Genomic DNA, 20073 nt, shown 5'->3' on the forward strand with positions numbered 1-20073 from the left:
CGCGTTGCTGCGTGAACGTATCGGCAGGAGATCACTTGTCACAAGTCAATGCAGCGCAGATCACGTGAAGATCACAGAGGTGAGGCACTGTCACCTTCCTGTGACCATCGGCGTGTTGCCGTGTCATATCGGGGCGTCGACGGGAGATTCGGGATCTTTCTCCGCAACCGGTGTGAACGTCACGGGCAGCGTGCGCAGGCCCCGCATGATGAGCCCACCGCGCCACCGCAGGTCGGAGGGGTCGACCGCGAGCCGCAGGTCCGGCAGGCGGGTCAGGAGCGTGGCGAGCGCCGTCTGTCCCTCCAGACGGGCCAGGGGCGCGCCCAGGCAGTAGTGGATGCCGTGCCCGTACCCGAGGTGCTGGTTGTCGCGGCGGGCGAGGTCGAGGACGTCCGGGCCCGTGAACCGCGCCGGGTCCCGGTCCGCGGCGGCCAGGACCACCAGGACGGGGTCGCCGGGGGCGATGTCCTGCCCGCCGATGGTCAGCGGCCGCGTGGCGAACCGCCACGTGGCCAGCTCCACCGGTCCGTCGAAACGCAGCAGCTCCTCGACGCCGGTCTCCAGCAGGCCGCGTTCCCCGGCGGCGAGCGACCGCTGCAGACGGGCCCGCTGCTCGGGGTGGCCGAGGAGCGCGAACGTGCCGTTCCCGATGAGGTTGACGGTGGTCTCGAACCCGGCGAAGAGCAGGATGAAGGCCATCGCGGCGGCCTCGTTCTCGGTGAGGTGCTCGCCGTGGTCGGAGGCGCGGATGAGCCCGGAGATGAGGTCCTCACCGGGGCCGGGCTCGGCGGGCAGCGCCTCGCGCTTGCGGTGGATCAGGTCGGCGAGGTAGCCGCGCATCTTCTTCACCGACCGCGCGACGCCGCCCCGGGGTCCTCCCCCGTGCCGGATCATCATGCCCGCCCAGTCCCGGAACTCGTCCTGGTCCTCGCGCGGGACGCCGAGCATGTCGCAGATGGCGTAGATGGGGAGCGGGAAGGCGAACTCGTGGATGAGGTCGGCCTCTCCCCTGCCCGCGAACCGGTCGATGAGGTGGTCGGTCAGTTCCTGCACCCGCGGCGCGAACTCCGCGACACGCCGGGGCGTGAAGGCCTTGGAGACGAGACGGCGCAGCCGGGTGTGGTCCGGCGGGTCGATGTTGAGCAGATGCGTCATCAGCTCGGCCTTGCGCTCGCCGGGGATGCCGGTCCTGCCCTTGGCGTGCGCGGGCTCGTCGTGATGCGCCGGGTTCTTGCTCAGGCGTGGGTCGGCGAGCGCCTGCTTGGCATCCGCGTACCGGGTGACCAGCCAGGCCTCCACACCGCTCGGCAGCCTCGTCCGGTGCACGGGGGCGTGCTCGCGGAGCCATGCGTAGGCGGGGTAGGGGTCGGCGGCGAACTCCCAGGTGAACAGTTCAGGGGCGGGGGATGCGGTCCGGCTGTTCACTGCTGCGGGCCCCCGCTCTCCACCTCCCGGATCGCGTCCCGGTACGCGCGAGCCGCCGCGCGCAGGGCCGCCTCCGGGTCCACACCCTCCGTCTCCGCGCGCGCGGCCAGCGCGAGCAGTTCGTAGCCGATGCCCTCGCCCCGCGGGAGCGGGACGTCCAGGCCCGCCGTGCGGACGCGGGAGTGCAGCTTCGCGGCCAGGGCGAGGCCCGGCTGGCCCAGCGGGATGCCCTCCGTCACCGAAGTGCGCCGCTTCTCGACCGCCTTGGTCCGCAGCCAGTGCTCCTTGACCTCCTCCGGTGTCGTCGCGGTCGCGTCGCCGAACACGTGCGGGTGGCGGTGGATCAGCTTGGCGACGATGCCGCCCGCCACGTCGTCGACGGAGAAGGGCGCGTCCGGGTGCTCCTCGGCTATCCGGGCGTGGAAGACGACCTGGAGCAGGACGTCGCCCAGCTCCTCCCGCAGCTCCTGGCGGTCGCCCGCCTCGATGGCCTCGACCAGTTCGTACGCCTCCTCGATGCCGTACTTGGCCAGGCCCAGGTGGGTCTGCCGGGACGACCAGGGGCACTCGGCGCGGATGCGGTCCATGACCTGCACCAGGTCCAGCAGACGGGCGCCCGGGAGGTCGTACGACGCGGGCAGCAGCTCGAGCTCCGGCATGTGGACGCGGCCCGATCCGGCGAGGCGTGCCAGGCCGTCCGTGAGCGCGGGCTCACCCTCACCCGTGGCGACGACGACCACCGTGCGGCCGCCGGCGCAGGCGTCGACCAGCTCCTGTGCGCTCGGGGCGGACTCCTCGACCGCTATGCCCGCCTCGCGCAGATAGGGCAACTGCGGGTGCGCGCCGTCCGCGCACAGGACCCGGTCGCCGGCGTGCAGCACCCGCCAGGCGGGCCAGGACAGGAGGCCGGGCGCGACGCGGTGGCTGGTGGTGAGGAGGACGATCCGGCCGGGCTCGGCGGTCGCCTCCGGTCCCGGGACCGATTCGAAGCTGGTTGCGTTCACCCTCCGAACGTAACGCACGCCACGGACGGCCTTCGGAGTTGTCCACAGGCATGGACCACCAGACGCGAGGTCGTCCACAGGCATGGACCACCGCCCGCGAGGTCGTCCACAGCCCCGAGCACCGTGCCCGCTCCCGTACCGCCCGTCCACGCCGGTACGCCCCGACGACGCCGCCAAGCCCTTACGCCGTCTGCTGCGCAGCCGCCGCGGTGACCTCCTTGACCCACGGGGTCTTCGCGTCCACCCGGCTGCTCTTCTGCACGTCCCACGTGCCGTAGCGCGGGTTCACATCGACGTGGAGTTCCCGGGACGCCTGCGACATCGCCTTCCAGAACGCGGCCTTGCCCTCGGCCGTGTTCATGTCGGCCCCGAGCGCGGCGGCCAGCTTCTGCGCCTCGACCTCCGTGCGGAGGCTGTCGTCGAGGTGCCGGGGAGCCACCCCGTACTGCTGCAGCCACGCGGTCTGCAGCTCCTTCGCGCCGCCCGCCTGCGCCTGGAGGTTCGCCCGCATCTGTTCGACTTCCCTGACGGTGACGCTCACGCCCGCGTTCCTGGCGGCGCGGTCCAGGACCCGGTCCAGGACCAGGCTGTGCAGCGTGTCGCGGGTCAGGCTGCCGGTCTGGGCGACCGCCTGCGCGTACTGGGCGTCGTCCGAGGTGGCGGCGCGCTGGGCCGCGCGCACCTCGTCCACCCGGCTCTCCAGCTGCGCGACCGTGATCCGCTCACCTCCGACGACGGCCGCGGCACCCGGGTGCGAGGTGCCGCCGCACGCGGTGAGGAGAGGGGCCGCGACCAGGGCGGCACTGAGGGCGATCGCGGGGCGACGGCGGTGCAAAGTGACCTCCCGAGGGGGTTTGTGCGACGGTGCACAAGGTCTTGCGGTGATCGATGGTAAGGAGCAGATCGGCTCCGGCCAACCCATTCGACCAACGATTCACCGGGACTTCGGGCACCGTCCGCGGCTGGGTGAGCCACGTCCGGCCGCTCAGGCCCGCCCGTCCACCGCTCGCTCGACCGCCCCGGCGACGTCGGCGCGCAGCTTGTCGCCGGTCTCGAGCCTGGTCACATTGGCACCGGCGGTCTCGCCGCCCCCGGTCCCGACGAGTACGAAGCCGACCTTCCGGTACCGCGGTGCCGTCTGCGCGGCGGCCGAGATCTCCGGCCGACCGACGGCGAGCACCACATCGCAGGAACGCTGCAGCAGACCGTTGAGGTACGGGCGGGCGTTGGCGGCGCTCTGCTCCCCGGTCACCGGCGCGTAGCTCACGCGCGCGTGCGTCTTGAGGGAGGCGTCCTGCATGCCCTGCCAGACCTCGGCGGCGGTGGTACCCGCAGTGATGCCCTTGTCGTCGGTCAGCAGGCAGGCGTCCACGTCGTTGTAGTGCCTCGCCCGGGTGTCCGGGATCGGCGGCCGGCCGTCGTGCCGGAAGAGCAGCGTGCCGGCCGCGACCACCGCGGCGACGACGGCCAGCGAGCCCGCCGTCAGCGCGATGGTGCGTCCGCGCAGCGAGCGCAGCCAGGTGACGACGGCGCGTCCCGCCGCGGCGGTCCGCCCAGCGGCTCCCGCCTGCCCCGCCTTCGCCGAGCGCGCCTGCGCCACCTGCCTGACCTGCTTGGCCACCGCTTTCCGCTCTCCTCTGCCGTCCGTGTGTGTCAGCTCTCCCGCCGTACGTCCGGGTCAGCGGCCGCCGGCCCGCCGCGGCCAGACCTTCCAGGCGTGGACCGAGGCCCCGGCCATCGACAGCAGGATCAACAGGGTGTCGAGCGCGAACAGCGCCCCGTGCGTCGTCTCCGGCGTCAGCTCCAGTTCGGCGACCCAGGCCGCGAGGACCGCGCTGAACGCCGCGAAGGCCCACCAGTCCGTCGCCCTGCGCCGGCGCAGGGCGAGGACGAGGGACGGCACGGGGCACAGCAGCCCCAGGCTGACCACGGGCAGCGCGGCGATGCCCGCCCGTACGGCGAGCAGCCGCACCGCCGGTACGGCGAGGACCTTCGTGTACCGCATGTACCGCCCCTCGTGTCGTGGCTCGGAAGCCGGGTCAGCCGGTGATGGCGACGGGCGCGTCCCAGGCGTCACGGTCCACGGTGATCGTGTAGCCGTTGCGCGTCTCCTTGCTGTTCACCATGTACTGGTGGGCGCGGCTGTGGTTGGTGTACTGGGTGGAGCCCCACGGCCAGTCCGTGGTCGTCGTGTACTGCTTGTCCCACAGCGCGTACCAGAGGTTGCCCGGCAGGTCGGTCCTGTTGCTCGCGGTGGCGATGGCCTTGGCGCTGGAGCTGCTGAAGCCGTAGTACCCGGCGCGGTAGATCTTGGCGCGCAGCTGCTTGTCGAAGGCGCGGACGTACGTCAGCACGGCGTTGTTGCACGACGTGTTCGTGATGGCGTACGGCTCCATGTCGAGGTAGATGGGGCTGCCGGCCTTCATGCCCAGCGCCGACGCCTTGGCCACCGCGTCGTTCGCGTCGCTCGTCCCCAGGGTGGCGGCGGTGGTGGCGGTGAGCTTCTCCGGGTTGGAGCCGCTCTGGCAGGGCGGCTGGGCGCCGACGTAGATCGGGATGAGCTTCCAGCCCATCGAGCTGACGGACTTCACCCAGGAGGCGGTGAGGTTGGGCTGGCCGCACCCGCGGTTCCTGCCCCCGACGTAGACGGCGGCCGCCCCGTAGAAGCCTGTGTGCCAGGCCTTCATCGCGGCCGCCGAGGGCGCGGTGCACGTGTCGAAGGCGTGTCCGGTGAACGTCCTCTGGGCCGGCCAGGTCGTGGCCGCCATCGACGTCTGCGCCGCGATCCCGGCCCCGGCGACGACGGCGGCACCCGCCACTGACCAGGTGATGTACCTGAACTTCTTCGACTGCCGATGGCCGGCCATCCCCACCCCTGATTCACACAAGGCGGACGCGTGCGGCGTCCGCCGGAAAGTCTTCTGAAGCCCCTGAAGCGACGCGGGTCCGGCACGACGACGTCTGTACGGACCTGTCGGGGTCCACAGGGAAACGTACGCGGGCACACGGGACTTGAGCGTCCGAAGCGGATCGCACCGTAACCGACGGCGCCCTTCCGCTTGGGAAACGGATCCCCTCCACCGCCACAAGATTCTCTCACGGAACGGCAAAACCACCGGTTCCGGGGAACGGCGCCCCGGCCCGCCGCGTCGCCCCGCACGATTTGGCGATCACTTGGGCAAGTGCAGAAGGACACGTGACCTGCACATGACCCGGTCCGCGTAGGGTCCGGTCGGCGCGGCGCCCCGCAGACGGGCCCTTTGCCGTTTCCCCAACGCTTCTTTCCTCCCGAGAGGACCTCATGCGTACCCCGTCGCGTGCCGCGAAGGCACTCGCTCTCACCGCTCTTCCCCTGGCCCTGGCCCTGACGGCCTGCGGTTCCGGCTCCTCCGACTCCGCCGCGAAGCCCGGCCCCTCGGCGTCGGCGACCAAGGACCCGAACGCCGGTCTCCTGACGGGTACACAGCTGAAGAAGGCCCTGGCACCGGCGTCGCTGTTCCCGGCGGGATTTGTCCCCGTCCCGCAGGGCGCCTCGGACAGCGGCAGCCAGTTCGTCACTCCGAGCGCCGCCGCCAAGGCCAAGCCTGCTGACTGCACCAAGCTGGAGACGACGGCCTGGATGACCGTCACGGGCAGCAGCGGGGGTGTCTCCTTCGCGAACGACGACTACATGAACAAGAGCAAGACCGCGGAGATGGCCCAGGAGGTCGACGAGTTCCCGGGCACGACCGCGGAGACCGCCATGAAGGACGTACGGAGCGTCGCGACCACGTGCCCGGCGTTCACCGACACCGACGCGCACGCCAAGGTGAAGGTTTCCGGCCGGTCCAGGGCCGGGCTCGGTGACGAGGCGTACACCCTCACGCTCACCAGCAGCGCCTGGGACAGCGGCACCACCCTGATCGCGGTCCGCGAGGGCACCGCCGTGGCCACGGTCATCTCGACCGCGGGCAACGACAACGGCGTCGCCACCGCGACGAAGGTCGTGCAGCACATCGTGGAGTCCTTGAAGAAGGCGGCGAAGAACCCCGCCTGAGACGCGATTGGCCCCTGCGGGCCCCGCATCCGCGCGGCCCCGCTGCTCTACCCTTGCCCCCTGCGCTCTCCGCCTCGTGCGGCGGAGAGCCGGGGATCGAGAGCTGGGGGGTTCACATGGAAGGACGGGCGGAGGCCGGCTGGTTCCAGCGGATCGCCTGGGCGGCGCTGGTGTGGGGATCGCTGGGGCTGCTGGTGTGGGTGCCGTTCCTGTACGTGGCGATCCGCCGCAGGCGGTCGTCGGACTGGGGCGCCTTCGGGTCGTTCATGCTCTATGAGTGCGTGACCCTGCCGTGGGCGGCGAACGCGGGCCAGGGGGAGGGCGACCCCGTCCTCAGCGTGGTCGTGATGGTGAGCCTGCTGACGGCGACGGGCCTGCTGCTGTTCGCCCTGTTCGACGGGCGGACACCCAGGCCGGCGGCGGTGTACGGGGCGGTGCCGCAGCCGCAGCCGCCGCCGCCGCAACCGATGCAGCGGAACCCGTACATGCGGTAGCACGGCGCCGTACGCCCGTACACCCGGTCACCGTACGGGTGCCGCCCCGCACGGCCCGGTACCGTCCCGCAGGACGCCTCACGCCCTCCGCGTCCCCCGCAGGATCCGTAGGGCGGGCCAGGCCAGCAGGGCGGTGACGCCCCACATGAAGCCCGCAAGCCCGAGCCACGCTCCGGTGCCGGTCTGCGGGTCGTGGCCGAAGACCGTGACCGCGAGGGCCAGGAAGCCGAACAGGCCGGCGAGGAGGGCGAACACGACCACCGCCGCCGTCTGCCGCCCGGTGCGCCGGACGGGCGCGGGCCGCTGCTCGCCGTTGCCCCGGGCCGCCCCGTTTCCTTGGGCCGCCGCGGCCGGTCGCGGCTTCGGCTGCTGCTGCCGGGGTGGCAGCCACACCACCGCGGACTGCGGTACGGCGGCGTCGAGAGCGGCCATGGTGTGCGCGTCGACGCCGTACAGGCCCGGCTCCACCTCCAGGACCAGACCGTCGGTCCCGATGAGCTGACGGCCGCCGTCGGGCCAGCTCAGCACCGCGGCGCAGGCGCGGTGGGCCACGGTGACCGCGTTCTCCGTCCCGTCCTTCGCACGCACGGTCATGCTGACGCCTTCGTCCCCGAACACCAGCGCGGAACCGTCCCCGCCCACCGAGGCGAACCGCCGCCCCGTCACCGCGTACGACGAGCGCGTGGGGGCGGCCGTGTACCCGGCCCAGTCCGCGCTGTGCCCCGCGGGCACCTGCATCAGGGCCGTCCCTGCCGCCTCCAGCGCCACCGCGTGCAACTGCCGGGGTGTCACCGCCCACAGCTCGGAGCGCAGTTCGTCCAGGCTGCGCACCGGCCGCCCGGCGAGCAGGTCCTCCGCCGCCCCCGGCAGCCTCCGTACGGCCGCGTCCTGCACGGTCAGCGCCCCGTCGGCCCGGGAGCGCACCGCATCCAGGTCGCCCTGCCCGATCCGGCCCGCCTGGAGCCCGGCGAGGACGTCCACGAAGCCGCCGAGCACCGCGTCCTGCTTGGCGGGCAGGGCGTCCGCGAAGGCGGTCACGAGGGCGAAGCCGTCGCGGCGCGAGGCGTAGTCGGTGGCCGCCGTGTAGGAGTAGCCGCCCTCCTGCCGCAGGGCCCGGGACAGTTCGCGCTCGAGGACGCCCGCGTAGACCCGGGCCGCCGTGGAGTCGGTGACGACGGCGTCCAACAGGACACCGCCCTTGCCGTCGGAGAAGTAGGCGGGAGTGGTGGGCAGCGCGGAGGTGACGGCGGGCAGGGTCCGCCGCGGGCCGGCGGGCAGCTTGAGGGTGAGCCCGGCGGGCATCCGCTCACCGGCGATCCACAGCGCGGCGTTGCCCTGCGTGAACCAGGTGTACGCCCACTCCCGTACGTCGTCGGGCCGCAGCCCCCGCACGCCCCATTCCGGATAGCTGACCAGGCCGTACCCCTGGGCGCCGTAGCGCCACAGCGCGAGCTGGCCGACGTCGCGCCGGGACTCCTCGGTGCGCAGGATCTCCTTCTCGGTCTCCAGGCGCTCCATGGGCAGGTCGGTGAGCGAGGCGCAGACCCCCTGGAGGTAGGCGACGACCTCGTGCTCGGAGCCCTCCACGTGGAAGTGGGTGAAGGCGGCCTTGGTCGCACCGTTGAGGTGGTAGTCGGCCAGCCCCTGGCGGTGCAGGGCGAGGTGCTCCACCAGGTGCGTGACACCGGTCCGGGCGAGCGTCTCGTCGGCGACACCGACCCGGAAGACGAGTCCGGCGCGCATCGGCCCGGTGGCGTACGCGAAGAGGGTGGGTATGCCGTCGACCTCGGTGGGGTGGATGGCGGCCTGGGGGTTCATCTGGGGCCTCTGTTCGGCGTGTTCGTCGTGGTCATCCGGGTCATCCTCTGGCGAGCGCGGCGTCACGGTGCTTGACGTAGGCGGCGGTGGCGTCGCGGCCCAGTTCGGCCCAGGGGTACTTGGAGGCGAGGTTGCCGAGTACGCGGAAGCAGGCGGCGGCCCGGGGCAGGTCCCCCATGAGGGAGAAAACGGCGGCGAAGTAGCCGGCGACGGTGACCCAGCCGTAGCCGCGGTGGAAGTGCGGGTGGAGCACGGACCGCTCGGCGGCCTCGACGAGTTCGGCGCGTACGGCGTCCTGCCGCAGGTAGTCCTCGCGCTGATCGGCCTTCAGGGTGGACCGGTGCTCCATGTGCGCCTCGGCCACCATCCCTCCGTTCATGGCGCCTTCGGGGGCCTTGACGAGGCATTCCCGTGCGAAGCCGTGGGCCGCCTCCCAGCTCCCGCCCCACTTGGGACACAACTGCTGGAGAAGCCGGCCCTGCGCGCTGAGATGGTGCGGGTGATACGCGGCCAGCCGGTCGTACCGGCGCCGCGCCTCGTTCTGCCCGAGCTGCAGCCCCATGGCGGTGGTGAGCCGCGAGGCCCAGGCCGCGTCGAAGGTCGGGTCGAGCGCGGTGGCCCGGATCAGATGCTGCTCGGCCTGCCGCAGGTGCGCGTGCAGCCCGGCGAACTGCTCGCGGCTGACCTGCTTGGCGGGCGCGTCGGTCCGGATCTCCCAGCCGATCTTCACCTCACGGCTGCCGAGGACGGTGAGCGCGAGCACGTCGTCGGGCGCGGCGGCGAGGATGTCGCGCATCCACTCCTCGACGCCCTTCACCTCGGACAGCACCCCGACGGCGAAGCTGCGGTCCGTGCCCTGCGGCAGCCCGTACACGTACTGCCGTACGGCCGCCCAGTCCCACGCGGCGGCGGCCTGCCGCAGCCAGGCGGCCTCCGGGAAGGCGGAGGCGAGCTCGAAGTCGGGGGGCGGGAGGGAGGGAGCGGAGGGAGCGGAGGGGAGCGACATGTCGCGGATATTAAGGGAGGGCGGTGACAACGGGATTGGCCGGGGATGTCTGTCCCGAGCGGGCAGAGTGATGACCGCGCCTTGGTCGTTCCGCTGCCCTTCGACCGCGCCGACGACCCCGCTGGGAACAGGATGCGGGTACCGGCAAGTGGCACCTGGCCCGGACCGGTGGCACACCGGCTTCGTCGACGCCCTCGGCCACGGCGGGGTGCTCGGACAGATCGAGGGCCGCACTGTCGCCGACGTCCTGGCCTGGCTCGCCACTACCGACCTGGACTGGAGAAAGGGCATCCGCTACGTCGCCATCGACATGTCGGCCACCTACCGCGCCGCGATCAGCATCGGCCTGCCGCACGCCACCGTCGTGGTCGACCAATTCCGCGTGGTCCAGATCGCCAACAAGATGCTCCGACCGCCAACAAGTCGGCCACGCCCGCTGGAAGCTCCTCACCTCGTGCTCGCCACCACCATCGACCCTTGGTGGCCCGAGATCGCCGCGTTCATCGACACCGGACACAGCAACGCCAAGAGCGAAGGGATCAACCGCGTGATCAAGCTCGTCGCCCGCAACACGTACGGCTTCCGCAACGCCGAGAACCAAAGACTGCGGACACGCCGTGTCACCACTCGCCGAGCCCGCGGACACTTCCGCACCGCTCAACTTTGAATACCCATATATGTTCGCGGACTTGAGCGCGGGCCTGCCGCAGTGCGGTCAGCGCGCGCTTCCCGCTCGCAGCCAGCGTGTCGATCAGCCGGGACACCGTCGGATCGGAGGCCACCGGCCCGAACACCGCGGGCTCGGCCCGCAGCATGCCCACGTCTGCCAGGCAGTCTCCGCCCAGTGCGACCGCGAGGGCTATGTCCAGCAGGACCTTGCCCGGATCATGCACCGTCCGCGGCTTGCGCCACGGCGTCAATGCCGCCGATATCGCCTGCTCCAAGCCGGTTTCGCGGATCGTCTCCACCAGCAGCACCCCGCCGGCCTGGGAGACCACCCCGCGACCACCACCTTCAGTACGGACACGCGGGTAGGACCCGATACGCTTCTTCACCTGGAGAGTGCTTCTTTCATGCGACGACCCGGACCCTAGACAAGTCCCATCGTTGCAGTTCAGGAGCACTCTCCGCGTTTCTGATCACCCACCGGACGCCCTGCCACGTGAAAGCGCGAGGTTTAAAAGGGCGGCCGCTCCGGACCGGACGGAGGCGTTATCTGCAGGCGGTTCCCCTCCCGCATTTCCAACGGCCAGCGCTGGTCGATGACGACAGCAGCGTCCTTGCAGGCTTGGCACGCATCGTCCCATCCTGGAATCCACGGGTACGGCGAAGGAGACATGCCATCTCGACGGATTCCGCAAAGGGTCGCGCTGAAGTACCCGTACGCATGAGAGATGTCAGCGGGCAGTCCTTCGGCAACTGCCCGTTGCCAGCGCAAGTTCATCGGCATGTATGCCAGCCGTGATACCTCCTGCGAGCCGGACCCAACGACGGTTACCGCATAACACCAGGAGCACAACCACTCCTCGTCCTGGTGCTGGTTCGACGTTATCGACAACCGCCGCATCCGGTGTCCGCATACGTCACAGATCACAGTCCAGTCCTCTCACACGGCCGTTGATTGAAACAGCCCTCGGGTACCGCCAGCAGGAAGATCCCCCAACGCACGCTTGCACAAGCTCTGGAGTCGGATTCGACAGCTCACGTCCCGTCCCAGAATCTCCTGTTTATCGCAGTACGCCATTGCGTGAATTTTGGCAGCTGCTGGGTACCTCACCCAACCATGGTTTCCACCATGCCAGGAACGCCTTTTATTGCGTCATAGCAACTGGGACAGATGCGCGTACTCGAAGCGATGCCGAGCAGGTCATGCTTGCCTCCCTCCAGTGCGCCCACGATTGACGCCTCAACATCCCCGTCGCCGAATATGCACCGAGCACCATTCAGATTATCCTTAATCTCGGCGGGCATTTCGGCCAGATGAGTTGCCACCCACTCTTCGAACTCCCCCGTCTCCCGGTTCCAAACTCGGGCGACGCTGCCGTCAGAGGTGTAGACCTCTATGCAAAGGCGGGGTGGTCCGGCAGCTCCTGGGCTGCAGGGGGCTCCGGACCTTACACTGAGCGCATGACCGTACGCGAGGAAGCACACCGGCTGCTCGACGCGGTGCCGGAGGGCCGGCTGCCCGACGCCATAGAGCTGCTGCGGCAGTGGGCGGAGGTGGAGCGCGGCGAGCGCCCCCGCCGCCGATTCCGCACGACTGGCGTCTTCGACGGCGAACCCGACCTCGCGGCCCGCTCCAAGGAGGTCGTCCGGGACGCCTGGACCAGTGGGGAGCCTCGGAGCGCGTGATCGTCATCGATACCGGCCCCGTGGTGGCAGCCGCCAACCGCAAGGACGACTACCACCTGCAGTGCGTCGACATCAGGGCCCCGGCGTTTGCCTCGGATGTCCCGGTTGATCATGTGATGCCGTAGAGGGCGAGGACGCGGTGGCGTTCCGTGTGGGCTCGGCGTCCGGCGGCGGTGTTGACGTACCCGGCGAGCTTGAGCGCGCCGCGGATCAGGTCGCGGACGGCAGCGAGCACGGCGGGCGTATTGTGGGTCCTGACCTGGGACTTGTCCTCTGCGAAGACGACATCACGCACCCAGTGGACGGTGTTCTCCACGGTCCAGTGCCCGCGAGCCCAGCGGCGCTGCTCGTGACGGCCGTGGCCGCGCGCGTCGTCACGGTGGATCACGGGGACCTCCTTCCAGGGCAGCCGGTGGAGCTGGCGGGCCTGACCGCGCTGGTTGTTCTTGATCGTGAGGAGGTAGTGGGCGCCGCGTTCGCGCAGGTAGGTGGCGTGGGAGTGCTGGGCGTGGAGAGCATCGGCGGTGATGACCGCTCCGGCGAGGTCACTGTCGTCGACCTGGTCGAGCAGGGGCTGGAACTCGGGGATTTCGTTCGTCTTCGCGCCGATCTCACGCGAGGCGAGGGTGATGCCGTCGCCGTGGCGGACCGCGGACAGCACGAAGACCCGGCTGCCGTCAGGGCGTCGTGCGCCACGCAGGCACTTGCCGTCCACCGCGATCGCCCGGCGCCTGCGGCGCACCGGAGCGGCCTGGGCGGCAGCCTGGTGGGCCCGGCGCTGTTCGCGCTCCGGGCCACCGTCGGGCATCAGCGGCGCCGGAGTTGCGGGCTCGCCGGGGAGCAGGGACGTCAGGTAGGCGAACCCGGCCGCGCTGAGCTCGGCCGGATCCAGGCGCCCCAGCACGCTGCGCAGGGTTTTTTCGCTCGGCACCCGGTAGCGGCCCAGGAGCGGGTGGTAGGGCAGGCCGAAGGCGGCCAGTTCCTCAGGGGCCGCACGCTGGCACCACTCCGCTGCCGCGGTGATCGAGTCGTGGCCCACGGGTGTCATCGCGCAGATCACCAGGGCCAGCAGGGAGGAGAGCCGGTAGCACACCCCGCTGGCTCCGCGCGGATCGGTGAGCGACTCGAACTCGGCGACCAGGCTGCGGACTTGATCCCGCGCTGTGCCCTCACGCAGGGCCTGCAGACGGGGCGCGGGGCAAGCGGGAGCAGCGATGGGGGATGATGACCGGACGAACACGACACCTTCGTGGATCTTGAAGCGTAGAGAACTCCATGATCCACAGGGGTCGTGTTCGTCTGCTTCCGGGGCTCGCCGCCGACATCAACGACCCAAGTCCGGATGAGCCGGGCAAACGCCGGGGCCCTGGCGTCGACATGCTCCAGAACTTCCCCGGCCCGCTTCTACTGCCCGCCCCACTGCTGACCGAGATCGGTTACATGCTCGCCAGTCGCGCCGGGGCCACGGCCGAGGCCGATTTCCTTCGCGACGTCGCGGACGGCGTGTACGAACTGGTGCCCGTGACGTCCTCCGAGGTCAGCCGGGCCGCTGACCTGGTCGAGCAGTACGCGAGCCTGCCCCTGGGCACCGCCGACGCCTTCGTTGTGGCGGTCGCCGAGAAGTACCGGGCGGTCAACATCGCCACCCTGGACCGCCGCCACTTCAGCGTGGTGCGTCCGAGTCACCTCCCGGCATTCACACCGATGTCTTGCCAGCCGGAACACTTGGCCAGGGGCAGGCACCGGGAATACTTCCGTTGTTGTTATGGACCAGAACCGGTGTGGCGCCAGCCTCCACATAGTACGTGTGGAGTTCGCAGAAGGTGAGGTCGTGGGTGATCCTCGGGTGAGATCTACATCATCGCCCTTATTGCTGACACCAACACACAGGGCCGTCGCCTCAGCGGCGCCGGCCCTGTGCTTTCTTCGATCTACGACAGAGGTGGATCTCTATCCAACAGTGCGCGCGTAGATCTCGTCGTATTGATCCGGAGACATGGCCAATCGCCCCTCTTCGTTCACGAAAAAGGCTCCGCTGTCGAAGCAGCGGTTGAAGAACATCACCATCTGCTCGATCGTCGAGAACTCGACCTCAGTCGGTTCCCCGATCAAAACTCCGGCAACCACTGCCTCTTCTCCAGGGGTCCAGACGGCAGCATAGAGGTCGCCGCCTGCACCTCCGAGGAGTGGCACCCAGTGGTCCCCCAGCACCGGATCACCAGTGTAGGAGGCCATCATGCGAGCGCCTTCTTCGATGGAAAGTGGGTTGTAGCCCGGGATAGCGTTGACATCGTCCTGAAGTTGACCTTCCACGCTGGCAATGCCGTTGCACCAGCGGAACCATCGCGCAACAGAATCCGGAACAGGCTCGCCAAGGACCGATGAGACATGATCCATGTCCACCCCCGGCAGCATCCATGCGACGACGGGCCTGCCCAAACTGTCAAGACGGGCAGTCAATCGTTCAAGTTCGACATCCAGCATCTTTCGCCAAATCCTTATTTGGTCCGCAGATAGTACGGGTCTCCGTCGTTTACTCCGTTATCCCGGAGGAACGGCCACAGAGATTCTCGTCCATGCGTTGTGTTCTGCGTACGATTGATCAGCCTCAGGGTTGCACCGGAACCACCTTGGGTTGTTGACGCGAACGGATACTCCTCCCAAGACAACGCACCACCATTGGCATCGGTGCCCAAGCTGTTGGGGCGCGGCTGTCCCGCTTGCGCGGCATTACGGTTCGCCCTGATCTTAGCTCTGCCCGCCATACGGTTCACGATCGGGCTCTCACCATTTCCGATCGCATTGTCGAAATTGTCAGCCACATCCGGGAACCTTGCTGTGTCAATCTCGTGGACCGGCATAGCGGTGGCCTCGCCGGCGGAATCAACGGCGAAAATTCGCGGAGCCCCGCACCCGCACGGCTTCCCGGCTGAGTTGTAACCAGTGCCACAGTTGTGGACGAGGACTGGTGTGCTGCCATCCTCCACATAGTACATGTGGAAGGCGGGCCGTTCCTGCTCGCGTTTTCGCAGGTGCGGGAGGAATCAATGGTCCGTCGGCGTCGGTCGATGTGCGCTGGAGTGCGTCCCGGTTGCCGCGCGTCAAACAACACGAGGCCCTCCCGAGAAGTTCGGGAGGGCCTCGCTTCAATGCCTACGGATTTCCACTAACCATTCCCCGACATCGACCCGTGAGACCGGAATGCTCACTGTTCGACCCAGGTATACCTATTCCACACCGCTTCCCGGTCTCCGGCTTCCAAGAGGACCTGGAACCCCATAGGCCGTGGGAGTAGGCATCCCTTCGGCCAGGTGATCTCCTCTCCGGCGACGTCGATTTCTACGTCCTCGGTGGCCTCAGAGATTTGAAGGTTATAGAACGTCCGATCCCGGAGCATCGTGACCGTGGAGAAATCTGGTTCCACAGTCACAATGACACAGTCGTCCTCCCCGTCATCCAACGTCAGACCCATGGACACGTTCTTCGGAAGTGCTCCATAAACCTCAGGCAGGTTCGACAGACCAACCTTTGTGTGTTGGTACGAGGGGTTCCAAACCTCGACGGTCACCACATTGGACATTGTCTTACCTTCCAGGAGCGAGAACGAACTTCCCCACACTCCGAATGTACGTACCGACATGACCGAGAGGGTCGTAGACCTCGAGTGTGTCCAGGTCTAGTTGTTCGACATAACCGGCCATGGAGTTCCGACAGAACCGGCAGGTGACTCGGTCTGTGTATATCTTTGCATTTCCTCCGGAGTACCCGCGATCCAGAGCCTGTGTAACCATATCTCCTTCGGCATGATCCTCGTACGAGGTGGCCGTCATCCGGTAGCCTTTACCCGGGAACGGGACCGGGCGCGGAAGTTTACCGTTCTGTCCGTACACGGCTTCCCGGTCGCCGTCGAAGACCATCTTCCCAAGAGTGTTCTTCTTGGCGCCCTTCACGCCGGCCGCGACGTCCGCGTCTTCCTGCGCAACAGAATCCATTCCCATGTCCTGACGCATCTGGCCCAACTCGTTCTGGACCGCAACATTGCAGTTGTGGACCAGAACCGGTGTGGCGCCAGCCTCCACATAGTACGTGTGGAAGGCGGGCCGTTCCTGCCTGCGTTTTCACAGGTGAGGGAGAAATCAATGGTCCGTCGGCGTCCCCCGAAGTGCGCTGGAGGGCGTCCTGGTTACCGCTGCGGCATTCCAATGCAGCGGCCCCGCCGGACACGCCTGACGGGGCCGCTTTTTGCAATCGCTACTGAACTTGAACGGGTGATGTCGGGTCGATTTGCCTGACGGGTGCTGATCAGCGCTGATGGCCATCTGGGCGTGAGATACGCGCAGGGCGGCGGGTTGACCGCCGCGGGGAGGGCCGCCCGGGAGCGGGTCAGGCTGCAGGCCGTGGAACGCTTCGAACGCGGGGAGAAGAACCGGGAAGGTCGCGGCCGCGCTGTGGGTCAGTGAGCGGTCGGTTGAGCGATGGCGCCGGGCTTGGCGGGAGCAGGGCGAGTTGGGACTGCTGTCCGCAGGCTCGCCTGGACGGTCCAAGCTCAGCGCGGCCCAGGTCGACAAGCTGGAATGTGAGTTGGAGCGGGGACCGCTGGCCCACGGCTGGGCAGATCAGCGGTGGACGCTGGCGCGGGTGAAGACCCTGATCGGCCGCCTCTTCCATGTCTCGTACACGGTGGAGGGCACCTGGCGGTTACTGAAGCGGCACGGCTGGTCATGGCAGCAGCCAGCTCGGCGGGCGATCGAGCGCGATGACGAAGCCGTCGAGCTGTGGAAGAAGGAGGTCTAGCCTGCCTGTTTCGCTTCGAGCGGCTGAGCCGGTCTGCGCGGGTGTGCAGTGGTGGTTTCGATTGCTCGTTGTCGGCGGGCATGGCCGTGGGCCGACGCGCGGGTCGGGTGCTCCAGGGTTCCTCGGGTCGTGGGCGGGCAGGGGCGGTGTCATGGTTTAGGTGGCTGGCCGGGGCAGGGCCGTGAGGCGTACGAATGCGCTGGTCAGCTCGTTTCGCCAGGGCCAGGTTGCGGAGATGCGCAGGTGGAGGCGGCGGCCGCCCCGGGTGATGCGGGCAGCTGCGTGCAGGAGCCGGTAGCGGAGCTTCTTCGGCTCGGCGGTGGCCAACTCGCCTTCCAGCAGCAGCGTTTGAGTCCAGGCGAGTAGGTCGATGGCGGCGAGTGCCAGCTCCAGCGAGGCCGGGCAGTCGATGACGCCGCCGCGTGCCAGGACCTGGGGCCGGGTCGGCCGCACTCCGGTGGTGCGGGTCCGCGGCCGGGGATCCGGACGGGTCTCGATGGCGGGCATTGTCTGCTACAGGCGAGGGGAACGGTCGCGGCTGATCTACGCCGTCCGCGAGTACCACGGCCGCAAAGACGAGCTGAAGGGCTTCGGCTGGCGCGATCTGCGAGACCTGCTCGTTCGAGCCCGCATCCAGCTCGGCGGCCCGATCGTGCTCGTGTGGGACAACGTGCGCCTGCACCTGACCGCCGGGATGAAGGAGTGGGCCGCCGCGAACGTGCACTGGCTCACCATCTTCCAACTGCCCGCATATGCACCTGACCTCAACCCGTAAGAAGGCATCTGGTCGCTGGTCAAGCGAGAGGTCGGCAACCTCGCCGCGGCCGACCTCGCCCAGATCACCAAGGCCGTCAAGCGCAGGCTCAAGCAGATCCAGTACCGACCGGACATAGTCGACGGCTGCCTCGCCGGCACTGGCCTTGCCTTCCACGAGTAACGAACCCAGGGAACGGTCGGCCTGCCACGTGGCCCTACGATCACGGCACCCCGCCGAACGCTTGTGCCCGACGAATTGAGTAGTGAGCCCATGAGCGACGATGTCCTGTCGATCATTCCGACCGATCCCCAATGGCAGCCCGACCGGGCGGCGGCCGAGCGGACTGCCGCACTCGCCGCGGACCTGGCTCCCGGCCTGCCCGATGGCGCGGAGGTCGAGATCGATGTCACCTGGCACGACACCCTCACCCCCATCGACTGCGGCGACAACCTCGAACGGATCGGCTGCCCGCACTGCGGTGCCTCGATCGACACCGAGTGGTACGCCGACCTGCTGGAAAGCCACTGTGAGGACGGCTTCGCCACCTTGGCCGTGGAAGTGCCCTGCTGCGGCGCCGCCACGTCGTTGGACGTGTTGGACTACGACTGGCCGTGCGGCTTCGCCCGCTTCGAGATCGCCGTCTGGAACCCCGAACGTGACTGGTTCGGCGATGAGGAAATGGCCACTATCGGCGACACACTCGGGCACCCGGTGAAGCAGATCAGAGCCCACATCTGACTCAGATCTCAGCAGGAACCAAGTGCAGCCGTCCAGCCCGACATCACCCTTTCAAGTTCAGTGACGTTTTCTCAGCGGTGATCACTTCCAGATTCCGTTGAGGACGAGGGCGGCGCGGGCGATACCGCCGATCCGGCTGGGGCTGATGGTGACGCGCGCTGCAACGTTCGCCAGCGCTGCTTGAGTTCGGCTGCGGCGCGTTCGCCGAGGGCTCGGATGCCCCTGATCAGGCTGTTCGTGGTTCGCGTGTTGGGGTGCAGAGCTTGCTCGGACTGGCCCTTCGGGCGGCGGACCGGGACGAGGATGCCGATTCCGGCGCCGATGTAGCCCTTGTCGGCCAGCGTGGGCAGCCCGTTGCCCGCTGCCTTGTACAGCGCGGGCAGGGCGTGGATGCGGGCCGCGGTGATGTCGGGCGTGGAGCCGGGCTCGACATCGGAGATCCACAGCGGGGTGCCGTCGGGGGCGGCCAGGAACTGCACGTTGCCGCCGAATGCCTTGTGTTTCTGGCTGAACCACAGGTCGTTGCCGTTGTCGCGGACACCGGCGAGACGGTCTGTTTCGATGAGCGTGCCGTCGAGGATCACGTGGGTCATGCCCTCGCGCCGGCAGCGGTCGAGGACCTCGTGCAGGTCGGGGGCCTGGGCGGCCAGGACGTCGATGCCTTCGTGTAGGTAGCGGTATCCGGTGGCCTGAGAGACGCCGGCGTCGCGGGCCAGGCAGTGCACGCAGCAGCGCTCGCGGAACCAGCGCAGCACCAGCACGGCCTGGCGGAACGGGCCGAGCGCGCGGCTGCCGCGCGGAGTGCCGATGTGCCGCCGGTGGGCGGCCAGGAGACGGGACAGGTACTCCACGACGTGGCGGGGGACGTCGAGCGTGGCAACATAGGTGACCAACGTGAAGCCTCTGGTGGTTACGGACATGATCTTGTGGTGAGACCTGTCCTACCAGGGGCTTTACGTCTGTTCTTAGCCGGGTCCGGCTCCTCCGACCTGCTCACGCATGAGGCGGTTCACCCAGCCTCGCGTAGATCATTTCGCTGAGAAAACGTCAGTAGCAACTACTTACAGCACCTGTGCCCCCGTGGGCCTTGACAGCAGAAGAGGGACAAACCGAAGAAAACAAACTCAGGCGTGCGCGGTAAAGGTGGCCGGGATGCGCTCCGGGAAGTTCCTCGGGAATGACGAAAAAGTAACTTCTCGCGTCAATGTCGCCGTCAGGAATGAAACAATACCACCATCGAAGAATTCCCACACGTCATTCCTTGCAGAATTCAGTGCGATCGTCCATCTGTCAGGGGCACGTTGCGGTCTGGCCACCCAGTACACGGTGTCGCCGTTATCCGTCACCGCAACCGCAACCAACTCGCTCGGATCTGCCGGGATCACTTCCCCGTGGTCAATATAAGTATGCAAGATCTCCCGCGATCGAGCAACTCGGGATTGCAGTCGAATGGGCGCGAATTTGGTGACGGGTTGCAGAACTTCAAGGAACCCATCGATCGTACCGGGACCGTAATTCTCCACAAGCCACTTGTAGTCGGATGGAAGCTCGTGACCAAGATCGGCCTCGACCTGGTTCCACGGAATCTCGACCGCGGGCCGCGCGGCCGGTTCCACTACTTCCCGAAACCTCTGCGTATCGAACATGAC

22 protein-coding genes and 5 pseudogenes are annotated in these 20073 nt (G+C 68.4%); 9 read left to right on the forward strand and 18 right to left on the reverse strand.

What is annotated here, in order from left to right:
- Positions 1-123: 123 nt before the first annotated feature.
- The 6 genes from AC5WS8_RS22915 to AC5WS8_RS22940 all read right to left on the reverse strand — a co-directional run bounded on the left by AC5WS8_RS22915 (position 124) and on the right by AC5WS8_RS22940 (position 5296).
- Positions 124-1425, reverse strand: coding sequence for a cytochrome P450 family protein (locus tag AC5WS8_RS22915; RefSeq protein ID WP_496105318.1), 1302 nt, complete (start codon positions 1423-1425; stop codon positions 124-126).
- On the reverse strand, positions 1422-2429 hold the full coding sequence (locus AC5WS8_RS22920; RefSeq protein ID WP_496105319.1) for a nucleoside triphosphate pyrophosphohydrolase: 1008 nt from the start codon (positions 2427-2429) through the stop codon (positions 1422-1424). The genes AC5WS8_RS22915 and AC5WS8_RS22920 overlap by 4 nt, the downstream gene beginning before the upstream one ends.
- A 181-nt stretch (positions 2430-2610) precedes the next feature.
- Positions 2611-3264: a SurA N-terminal domain-containing protein gene (locus tag AC5WS8_RS22925; protein ID WP_496105320.1), complete on the reverse strand. Its 654-nt coding sequence runs from the start codon at positions 3262-3264 to the stop codon at positions 2611-2613.
- Positions 3265-3414: 150 nt separating this feature from the next.
- Complete coding sequence (locus AC5WS8_RS22930; protein WP_496105321.1) at positions 3415-4050, reverse strand: hypothetical protein; 636 nt, start codon at positions 4048-4050, stop codon at positions 3415-3417.
- Positions 4051-4107: 57 nt separating this feature from the next.
- On the reverse strand, positions 4108-4434 hold the full coding sequence (locus tag AC5WS8_RS22935; protein WP_496105322.1) for a hypothetical protein: 327 nt from the start codon (positions 4432-4434) through the stop codon (positions 4108-4110).
- Positions 4435-4468: 34 nt separating this feature from the next.
- Positions 4469-5296, reverse strand: coding sequence for a glycoside hydrolase domain-containing protein (locus AC5WS8_RS22940; RefSeq protein ID WP_496105323.1), 828 nt, complete (start codon positions 5294-5296; stop codon positions 4469-4471).
- 434 nt (positions 5297-5730) lie between these two features.
- On the opposite strand from AC5WS8_RS22940, the gene AC5WS8_RS22945 reads away from it, so the two are divergent.
- Together AC5WS8_RS22945 and AC5WS8_RS22950 are read left to right on the forward strand one after the other, a co-directional pair.
- Positions 5731-6465 carry a hypothetical protein gene (locus AC5WS8_RS22945; RefSeq protein ID WP_496105324.1) on the forward strand — a complete coding sequence of 245 codons (735 nt, stop codon included), beginning with the start codon at positions 5731-5733 and terminating at the stop codon, positions 6463-6465.
- Between the two features lie 116 nt (positions 6466-6581).
- Positions 6582-6959: a hypothetical protein gene (locus AC5WS8_RS22950; protein WP_496105325.1), complete on the forward strand. Its 378-nt coding sequence runs from the start codon at positions 6582-6584 to the stop codon at positions 6957-6959.
- A 78-nt stretch (positions 6960-7037) separates the two neighbouring features.
- Here AC5WS8_RS22950 and AC5WS8_RS22955 read toward each other — a convergent pair whose 3' ends face one another.
- Positions 7038-8777, reverse strand: coding sequence for a peptidase M16 family protein (locus tag AC5WS8_RS22955; protein ID WP_496105326.1), 1740 nt, complete (start codon positions 8775-8777; stop codon positions 7038-7040).
- A gap of 40 nt (positions 8778-8817) precedes the next feature.
- A complete protein-coding gene (locus AC5WS8_RS22960; RefSeq protein ID WP_496105327.1) occupies positions 8818-9783 on the reverse strand; it encodes a hypothetical protein in 966 nt (321 codons plus the stop codon).
- 148 nt (positions 9784-9931) lie between these two features.
- Here AC5WS8_RS22960 and AC5WS8_RS22965 point away from each other — a divergent pair, with 148 nt between their 5' ends.
- Positions 9932-10450, forward strand: coding sequence for an ISL3 family transposase (locus AC5WS8_RS22965; protein WP_496105328.1), 519 nt, complete (start codon positions 9932-9934; stop codon positions 10448-10450).
- A 4-nt stretch (positions 10451-10454) separates the two neighbouring features.
- Here AC5WS8_RS22965 and AC5WS8_RS22970 read toward each other — a convergent pair.
- Both AC5WS8_RS22970 and AC5WS8_RS22975 read right to left on the reverse strand, forming a co-directional pair.
- Positions 10455-10838, reverse strand: a pseudogene (locus tag AC5WS8_RS22970) (transposase); the annotation flags it as partial.
- A gap of 718 nt (positions 10839-11556) precedes the next feature.
- Complete coding sequence (locus AC5WS8_RS22975; RefSeq protein ID WP_496105329.1) at positions 11557-11775, reverse strand: hypothetical protein; 219 nt, start codon at positions 11773-11775, stop codon at positions 11557-11559.
- Between the two features lie 135 nt (positions 11776-11910).
- On the opposite strand from AC5WS8_RS22975, the gene AC5WS8_RS22980 reads away from it, so the two are divergent.
- Positions 11911-12135: a hypothetical protein gene (locus AC5WS8_RS22980; RefSeq protein ID WP_496105330.1), complete on the forward strand. Its 225-nt coding sequence runs from the start codon at positions 11911-11913 to the stop codon at positions 12133-12135.
- Entirely contained in the window at positions 12132-12260 is a 129-nt protein-coding gene (locus AC5WS8_RS22985; RefSeq protein ID WP_496105331.1) for a hypothetical protein, read from the forward strand. The genes AC5WS8_RS22980 and AC5WS8_RS22985 overlap by 4 nt, the downstream gene beginning before the upstream one ends.
- On the opposite strand, the gene AC5WS8_RS22990 is transcribed toward AC5WS8_RS22985, so the two are convergent.
- Positions 12245-13375, reverse strand: a complete 1131-nt coding sequence (locus AC5WS8_RS22990) for an ISAs1 family transposase (RefSeq protein ID WP_496105332.1) — start codon at positions 13373-13375, stop codon at positions 12245-12247. The genes AC5WS8_RS22985 and AC5WS8_RS22990 overlap by 16 nt on opposite strands.
- A 35-nt stretch (positions 13376-13410) precedes the next feature.
- Here AC5WS8_RS22990 and AC5WS8_RS22995 point away from each other — a divergent pair, with 35 nt between their 5' ends.
- On the forward strand, positions 13411-13962 hold the full coding sequence (locus AC5WS8_RS22995; protein WP_496105333.1) for a type II toxin-antitoxin system VapC family toxin: 552 nt from the start codon (positions 13411-13413) through the stop codon (positions 13960-13962).
- A gap of 123 nt (positions 13963-14085) precedes the next feature.
- Here the strand turns inward: AC5WS8_RS22995 and AC5WS8_RS23000 are convergent, their stop codons facing one another.
- The 4 genes from AC5WS8_RS23000 to AC5WS8_RS23015 all read right to left on the reverse strand — a co-directional run bounded on the left by AC5WS8_RS23000 (position 14086) and on the right by AC5WS8_RS23015 (position 16127).
- Entirely contained in the window at positions 14086-14619 is a 534-nt protein-coding gene (locus tag AC5WS8_RS23000; protein WP_496105334.1) for an SMI1/KNR4 family protein, read from the reverse strand.
- Between the two features lie 14 nt (positions 14620-14633).
- Complete coding sequence (locus AC5WS8_RS23005; protein ID WP_496105335.1) at positions 14634-15131, reverse strand: NucA/NucB deoxyribonuclease domain-containing protein; 498 nt, start codon at positions 15129-15131, stop codon at positions 14634-14636.
- A 209-nt stretch (positions 15132-15340) separates the two neighbouring features.
- Positions 15341-15706 carry a hypothetical protein gene (locus AC5WS8_RS23010; protein WP_496105336.1) on the reverse strand — a complete coding sequence of 122 codons (366 nt, stop codon included), beginning with the start codon at positions 15704-15706 and terminating at the stop codon, positions 15341-15343.
- 13 nt (positions 15707-15719) lie between these two features.
- Positions 15720-16127: a hypothetical protein gene (locus tag AC5WS8_RS23015; RefSeq protein WP_496105337.1), complete on the reverse strand. Its 408-nt coding sequence runs from the start codon at positions 16125-16127 to the stop codon at positions 15720-15722.
- A 333-nt stretch (positions 16128-16460) separates the two neighbouring features.
- Here AC5WS8_RS23015 and AC5WS8_RS23020 point away from each other — a divergent pair.
- A pseudogene (locus AC5WS8_RS23020) lies at positions 16461-16908 on the forward strand (winged helix-turn-helix domain-containing protein); the annotation flags it as partial.
- A gap of 177 nt (positions 16909-17085) precedes the next feature.
- On the opposite strand, the pseudogene AC5WS8_RS23025 reads toward AC5WS8_RS23020, so the two are convergent.
- A pseudogene (locus AC5WS8_RS23025) lies at positions 17086-17328 on the reverse strand (transposase); the annotation flags it as partial.
- Here AC5WS8_RS23025 and AC5WS8_RS23030 point away from each other — a divergent pair.
- Positions 17288-17866: pseudogene (locus tag AC5WS8_RS23030) on the forward strand (transposase); the annotation flags it as partial. The pseudogenes AC5WS8_RS23025 and AC5WS8_RS23030 sit on opposite strands and share 41 nt — an antisense overlap.
- A gap of 90 nt (positions 17867-17956) precedes the next feature.
- Positions 17957-18424 (forward strand): hypothetical protein, encoded by a 468-nt coding sequence (locus AC5WS8_RS23035; RefSeq protein ID WP_496105338.1) that lies wholly within the window; start codon positions 17957-17959, stop codon positions 18422-18424.
- A gap of 81 nt (positions 18425-18505) precedes the next feature.
- Here the strand turns inward: AC5WS8_RS23035 and AC5WS8_RS23040 are convergent.
- Positions 18506-19317 (reverse strand): annotated as a pseudogene (locus AC5WS8_RS23040) (transposase family protein).
- Positions 19318-19548: 231 nt separating this feature from the next.
- Positions 19549-20070 carry an SMI1/KNR4 family protein gene (locus AC5WS8_RS23045; RefSeq protein ID WP_496105339.1) on the reverse strand — a complete coding sequence of 174 codons (522 nt, stop codon included), beginning with the start codon at positions 20068-20070 and terminating at the stop codon, positions 19549-19551.
- Positions 20071-20073 lie beyond the last annotated feature (3 nt).

The organism is Streptomyces sp. PTL18, assembly GCF_059510295.1.